This window comes from Streptomyces laculatispora (assembly GCF_017353455.1).
Taxonomy (GTDB): Bacteria; Actinomycetota; Actinomycetes; order Streptomycetales; family Streptomycetaceae; genus Streptomyces; species Streptomyces laculatispora.
Map to the genome: position 1 here is coordinate 1 of NZ_JAFMPZ010000347.1, position 5,161 is coordinate 5,161.

The window sequence follows — 5,161 nt, forward strand, 5'->3', positions numbered from 1 at the left end:
CGCACCGTCTCCGCCCGCCCGTCCGTCCGTCCGCGATGCGCCCTGCACGCATCCGCCCCACCCGGCAGTCCGCAGCATCCGAACCCGCACGGCCGAACACCTTCACCGTCCCACACCGGAAAGGCGGAGACCGCATGACGCCGGTCCACCACCGCAGCCACGTCGACGATCTGCTCTCCTTCATCAGGGCCAGCCCCTCCCCGTACCACGCCGTCGCGAGCGCCGCCCAGCGGCTGGAGAAGGCCGGCTTCCGTGAACTGCGGGGCACGGACGACTGGACGGGCACCACGGGCGGCAGCTTCGTCGTCCGCGGCGGCGCGCTGATCGCCTGGTACGCCCCCGAGGGCACGCCCGCCCACCGGCCCTTCCGGATCATCGGCACCCACACCGACTCGCCGAACCTGCGGGTCAAGCCCACCCCCGACACCGGCTCCGCCGGCTGGCGGCAGATCGCGGTGGAGATCTACGGCGGGGTCCCGCTCAACACCTGGCTCGACCGCGATCTGGGCATCTCCGGCCGCCTCGCCCTCCGGGGCCCCGGCGGCACGACCGACTCCCGGCTCGTCCAGATCGACGAACCGCTGCTGCGGGTGCCCCAGCTGGCCATCCACCTGGACCGGTCCGTCAACGACGGCCTGGCCCTGGACCGGCAGCGCCACATCGCCCCGGTCTGGTCACTCGGCCCAGCCGAGGAGGGGGCGCTGCTGCGCCGGGTCGCGGCGGCCGCGGAGGCCGAACCGGACGAGGTGCTGGGCTGGGACCTGATGCTCCACGACATCCAGCCGCCCGGATACCTGGGCGCGGAGCGGGAGTTCGTGGTCTCCTCCCGGCTGGACAACCTGGTGTCGGTGCACGCCGGCGTCACGGCGCTGGCCGGTGCGGCGGCGGCCGAGGAGCCCGGGTACATCCCGGTCCTGGCCGCCTTCGACCACGAGGAGGTCGGCAGCGGCTCCGACACGGGTGCGCAGAGCCCGCTGCTGGAGCGCGTCCTGAGCCGTTCGGTCACGGCGCGGGGCGGCAGCCCGGAGGACTGGTCGCGGGCGCTGGCCGGCGCCTTCTGCGTGTCGGCCGACATGGCGCACGCGGTGCACCCCAACTACGCGGAGCGGCACGACCCGGAACACCGCCCGCTGCCCAACAGCGGCCCCACGGTCAAGGTCAACGTCAATCAGCGCTACGCCACCGACTCGACCGGCATCGCGGTGTTCGCGTCGGCCTGCGAGCGGGCGGGCGCCCCGTGGCAGCCGTTCGTCTCCAACAACGCGATGCCGTGCGGTACCTCGATCGGCCCGCTCACCGCGGCCCGCCTGGGTGTCCCGACCGTGGACGTGGGAGTACCGGGGCTGTCGATGCACTCGGCGCGCGAACTGTGCGGGGCAGACGACCCGGGGCACCTGGCGGCGATCCTGGGCGCGTTCGTCACGTCCGGCTGACCGGGCACGGGGAAGGGCCGTGTGCGCCCCTCCCCGCACCCGCGGGGGTGCCGCCGGCTACGCGAAGCGCTGGTTCGCGCTCCCGTCGCAGGCCTGGAGCCTCAGCGGGTCATGGGCGCCCGCCAGTGTCGCGCACAGCCCCGTCGAGGCGGCCGGGCGCAGGGTGCCCGACTGCCGGACGAACTGCTGGTTGGCCGCGCCCGCGCAGTTGTAGAGGATGAGGGCGGCACCGGCCTTGTAGCCGGCGCCCGGTACGTCCAGGCAGCGGTCGTGGCTCAGCTGCGTACGGACGGTCTTCGTGCCCGAGTCGTACCACCAGCCCTGGTTGCGGCCGCCGTGGCAGTCCCAGCCGGTCACTCCGGTGTTGTTGCGGGTGACCGAGGCGGGGGCGTCCAGGCAGCTGCTGGTGGCCTCGTTGGTCAGCGGCTTGAAGACGTCGTCCCAGGCGGCGGGCTGCAGCACGGGCTTGCCGGTGCTGGCCGGGTCGGCGCAGCTCGCCTCGCGCAGCCCCGAGTTGTAGATCTGGGTCAGGCAGGAGGCGAAGGCGCCGTGGCCCGCGGCGTTCGGGTGGAAGGACTGCCGGACGGAGTTGGAGTCCGGCGGGAAGTGCGACAGGTCGATGAAGAGGCCGCGGGCCCAGGTGGACTCGCTGCACACCTCGTGACCGTGGAAGAGCCGGGAGTTGTCCAGGTAGACGGCTCCGGTGTCGGCGGCGGCCTTGCGCATCCCTCGCTCGAAGGCGGGAACGGCGGTGTTGCGGCCCCAGGCGGCGTCGGAGTCGTATCCGGCGCAGCCGCCGGGAATCTTGCCCGGGAAGTTCGGGTTGTCGTTGAAGTCCGGGCCGATGGGGCTCGGGTAGCCCATGACGACGAGCTTGTAGTCGCTGCTGGCGTATCCGGCGTTCGACATGACGGTCCGCAGGTCGCCCACGGTCTTCTCGACCTTGGGCACGAGGCCGTCCACGCGCGCCTGCCAGCCGCCCTCGTACTTCGGCTGGCACACGCCCTGGATGAGGACCCAGCGCTCGACGCAGTCCGTCATGACCGGGCCGAACTGGAGGTCGTCGTTGGCGCCGGCCACCAGCAGGATCATCTTGATGCGGGTGTTGCGCGCCTTGATGGCGAGGTTGTCGCTCTGCACCAGCTCGTCGGCGTACTGCTTCGATCCGCCGATGACGATGTTGCCGGTGTACGCGCCGGAGCAGGCGACGTTGTACGTCTCGTCGGCCGGGATGCCGGTGCGGTGGATGGCGGAGTCGGGCGAACGGTGGCACCAGTTGTCGGGGCCGTTGGTGCCCGCCTCGTACGTGCCGACGCCCTCGCCCGAGATCTCGCTGTCGCCGAGCGAGATCAGCCCGGTCTTGCGGTCGGCGAGCGGGCGCTCGGCCGGGGTGCCGTACAGCTGGGTGGCCTCGCGGGCGCGGATGGCCTCCAGTTCGGGCGAGAGTGCGGTGGCTGAGGTAGTGGTGGTGTCGGACTGTGCCGCGCCTGCCGGTCCGGCGGCCGCGGTCATCCCGCCCAGTGCCGCCGCCGTGGCGGCGACGGCCGCGACGGTACATCGGAGTCTGAACCTTGTGCGCCTCATTGCGCCTCCCGAATTTGTTGTTACCCACGGTATTTACTGGTCGGTAGGCGACTTGGGAATACATAGAACAAGACAAGTGCTCATCTTTCTCAGGAGGTTGAACCAGAATGGACGACGCACAGACCCCCGCGGACGACGTCACGGCCGGTGGGACGTACCGCATCGAGCACGATTCGATGGGCGAGGTGAAGGTCCCCGCGAACGCCAGGTGGCGGGCCCAGACCCAGCGGGCCGTGGAGAACTTCCCCATCTCCGGACAGCGCCTGGAGCGGGCCCACATCGAGGCCCTGGCCCGCATCAAGGCCGCCGCGGCCAAGGTGAACGCCGAGCTGAAGGTGCTCGACCCGGAGATCGCGCAGGCCATCCAGGACGCCGCGGCCGAGGTCGCCGGGGGGCGCTGGGACGCGCACTTCCCGATCGACGTCTTCCAGACCGGCTCCGGCACCTCGTCGAACATGAACACCAACGAGGTGGTGGCCACCCTCGCCACCGAGCGCCTGGGCCGCGAGGTCCACCCCAACGACCACGTGAACGCCTCGCAGTCCTCCAACGACGTCTTCCCGTCCTCCATCCACATCGCCGCCACGGGCGCGGTGACCGGCGAGCTGATCCCGGCCCTGGACCACCTCGCGGCCGCCCTGGAGCGCAAGTCCGTCGAGTTCGCGGACGTCGTGAAGTCGGGGCGCACCCATCTGATGGACGCCACCCCGGTGACCCTGGGCCAGGAGTTCGGCGGGTACGCCGCACAGATCCGCTACGGCATCGAGCGGCTGTACGCCTCACTCCCCCGCCTCGCCGAGCTGCCGCTGGGCGGCACGGCCGTCGGCACCGGAATCAACACCCCGCCCGGCTTCTCGGCCGCCGTGATCGCCGAGGTCGCCCGCGTCACCGGGCTGCCGCTCACCGAGGCCCGGGACCACTTCGAGGCGCAGGGCGCGCGGGACGGTCTCGTGGAGACCTCCGGCCAGCTCCGGACCGTCGCGGTCTCGCTCACCAAGATCTGCAACGACCTGCGCTGGATGGCCTCGGGGCCGCGCACCGGACTGGCCGAGATCAGCCTCCCCGACCTCCAGCCGGGCTCGTCGATCATGCCGGGGAAGGTGAATCCGGTCATTCCCGAGGCGGTGCTGATGGTCGCCGCCCAGGTGGCGGGAAACGACGCGACGGTCGCCGCGGCGGGAGCCGCGGGCAACTTCGAGCTGAACGTGATGCTCCCGGTCATCGCGAAGAACCTGCTGGAGTCGGTGCGGCTGCTCGCCAACGTCTCCCGGCTGCTCGCGGACCGCACGGTCGACGGGATCACCGCGAACGTGGAGCGGGCCAGGGAGTACGCGGAGTCCTCGCCGTCCGTCGTCACCCCGCTGAACAAGTACATCGGTTACGAGGAGGCCGCGAAGGTAGTCAAGAAGTCCCTCGCCGAGCGCCGGACGATCCGGGAGGTGGTGCTGGCCTCGGGATATGTCGAGCGCGGGGACCTCACCGTGGAGCAGCTCGACGAGGCGCTGGACGTGCTGCGCATGACCCGCCCGTGACGCGCGTCGTCGCGGCGACGCCGTCCCCCAATTGCCGGTCGGCCTAAGATCCCTCCATGACAGGTACCGGAGAGACCGAGCGCTGGGCGCCGGGTGATCAGATCCTGTGGCGCTACCGCGGCAACGGACCGCTGCGGCACGGTCCCGCGCCCGGCCGGACGCCGAACCCGGTGCACATCTGCCGACCCGTCACCGTCGTCCAGGACACCGACGAGCTGCTCGCCGTCTGGGTGGCGCCCGGCACCGAGTGCGTGAAGCCGGTGCTGGCGAACGGCACCGAGGTGCACGCCGAGCCGCTCGCCACCCGCTACACCTCGCCCCGGACCACCGCCCGCTCGCCCTGGCTGGGCAACGGGGTGCTGAAGCTGGCCCGGCCCGGCGAGCCGTGGTCGGTCTGGCTGTTCTGGGAGCAGGGCTGGGAGTTCCGCAGCTGGTACGTGAACCTGGAGGAGCCGCGTACCCGCTGGGCCGGCGGTATCGACTCCGAGGACCATTTCCTCGACATCTCCGTCTACCCGGACCGCAGCTGGCTCTGGCGCGACGAGGACGAGTTCGCGCAGGCCCAGGAGGTCGGCCTGATGGCCCCCGCGACCGCCCGGCGGGTGCGGGCGG

4 protein-coding genes are annotated in these 5,161 nt (G+C 71.7%); 3 read left to right on the forward strand and 1 reads right to left on the reverse strand.

Annotated features, from left to right (window positions below):
• Positions 1-134 precede the first annotated feature (134 nt).
• A complete protein-coding gene (locus tag J1C73_RS18580; protein WP_207317391.1) occupies positions 135-1,433 on the forward strand; it encodes a M18 family aminopeptidase in 1,299 nt (432 codons plus the stop codon).
• 57 nt (positions 1,434-1,490) lie between these two features.
• Here the strand turns inward: J1C73_RS18580 and J1C73_RS18585 are convergent, their stop codons facing one another.
• Positions 1,491-3,017 carry a ricin-type beta-trefoil lectin domain protein gene (locus J1C73_RS18585; protein WP_207317392.1) on the reverse strand — a complete coding sequence of 509 codons (1,527 nt, stop codon included), beginning with the start codon at positions 3,015-3,017 and terminating at the stop codon, positions 1,491-1,493.
• Positions 3,018-3,124: 107 nt separating this feature from the next.
• Between J1C73_RS18585 and J1C73_RS18590 the strand changes: the two genes are divergently transcribed.
• Positions 3,125-4,549 carry a class II fumarate hydratase gene (locus J1C73_RS18590; RefSeq protein WP_207317393.1) on the forward strand — a complete coding sequence of 475 codons (1,425 nt, stop codon included), beginning with the start codon at positions 3,125-3,127 and terminating at the stop codon, positions 4,547-4,549.
• A 56-nt stretch (positions 4,550-4,605) separates the two neighbouring features.
• Positions 4,606-5,161, forward strand: a 556-nt coding sequence (locus tag J1C73_RS18595) for a ribonuclease FAU-1 family protein (protein ID WP_207317394.1), incomplete at its 3' end; no start/stop codon positions are given.